Annotated in this window: 1 protein-coding gene; it reads left to right on the top strand. The window is 63.0% G+C overall.

Annotated features, from left to right (window positions below; all coding sequences use genetic code 11):
- Window positions 1-1,082 (top strand): IS3 family transposase gene (locus DID99_RS36675; RefSeq protein WP_124668731.1). Its coding sequence is split into 2 segments (ribosomal slippage), with 1,083 coding nucleotides annotated over them: window positions 1-211 and window positions 211-1,082; the frame shifts between segments, so codons are not numbered across the junction. This gene is flagged as partial in the annotation.
- Window positions 1,083-1,096 lie beyond the last annotated feature (14 nt).

The raw sequence follows: 1,096 nt of genomic DNA, 5'->3' as shown, positions 1-1,096 counted from the left end.
CTGGCGGCGGTCAAGGGCGAGCGCACGCTGGCCGAACTGGCGCAGCAGTTCGATGTGCACCCGAACCAGATCACGGAGTGGAAGCGGCAACTGCAGGAGCGTGCGGCGGATGTGTTCGGCGCGGCCGCTCCACCGTCGAACGAGCCGCCGGTGGACGTGAAAACGCTGCACGCGAAGATCGGACAGTTGACGCTGGAGAACGATTTTTTGTCAGGAGCGCTCGGCAAAGCCGGACTGCTGAGCGCAAAGCGATGATTGACCGTACGCATGCGCTGCCGGTTTCGCGACAGACGCGACTGGTTGGCATCGCGAGATCGAGCGCGTATTACCGGCCGCAGCCAGTGAGCGAGGCGGACCAGTTGCTGATGCGGCGGATCGACGAACTGCACATGGAGTTTCCGTTTGCCGGAGCGCGGATGCTGGCGCGTCTGTTGCGCCGGGAAGGCCATGAGGTCGGCCGCCGCCGCGCGCGCACGCTGATGAAACGCATGGGCGTGGAAGCGCTGTACTGCAAGCCGAACACGAGCCGACGCAATGCGCAGCACAAGATCTGGCCGTACCTGCTGCGTGGCATGAGGATCGACCAGGCCAATCAGGCGTGGGCACTGGACACGACATACATTCCGATGGCGCGAGGCTTCGTGTACCTGACGGCGGTAGTGGATTGGTCAAGTCGCAAGGTGCTCTCGCACCGGGTGACGATCACGCTGGAAGCAGTGCACGCCGTCGAGGCGCTGGAGGAAGCGTTCGCGCGCTACGGGCAGCCCGACATTGTGAACACCGATCAGGGCAGCCAATTCACGGCGAACGCGTTCACGGAAGCCGTATTGGGCCGAGGCATCCGGCTGTCGATGGACGGCAAGGGAAGCTGGCGCGACAACGTGTTCGTCGAACGGGTGTGGCGAAGCATCAAGTACGAAGAGGTCTACCTGAAAGCGTACGAGTCGGTCAGCCATGCCCGGCGCTCCATCGGCGAATACATCACCTTGTACAACCGGAATCGGCCCCATTCGAGCCTGGCGGATCAGACTCCGGATGAGGCATACTTCACGACGCTGCCTGCGATCAAATCGGCAGCATGATTGCCTCGGACGCT

Source organism: Burkholderia sp. Bp8986 (genome assembly GCF_003854225.1).
Classification (GTDB): Bacteria; Pseudomonadota; Gammaproteobacteria; order Burkholderiales; family Burkholderiaceae; genus Burkholderia.
Note: the sequence above shows the minus strand (reverse complement) of the source record. Positions and strands in the feature narration are given on the sequence as shown.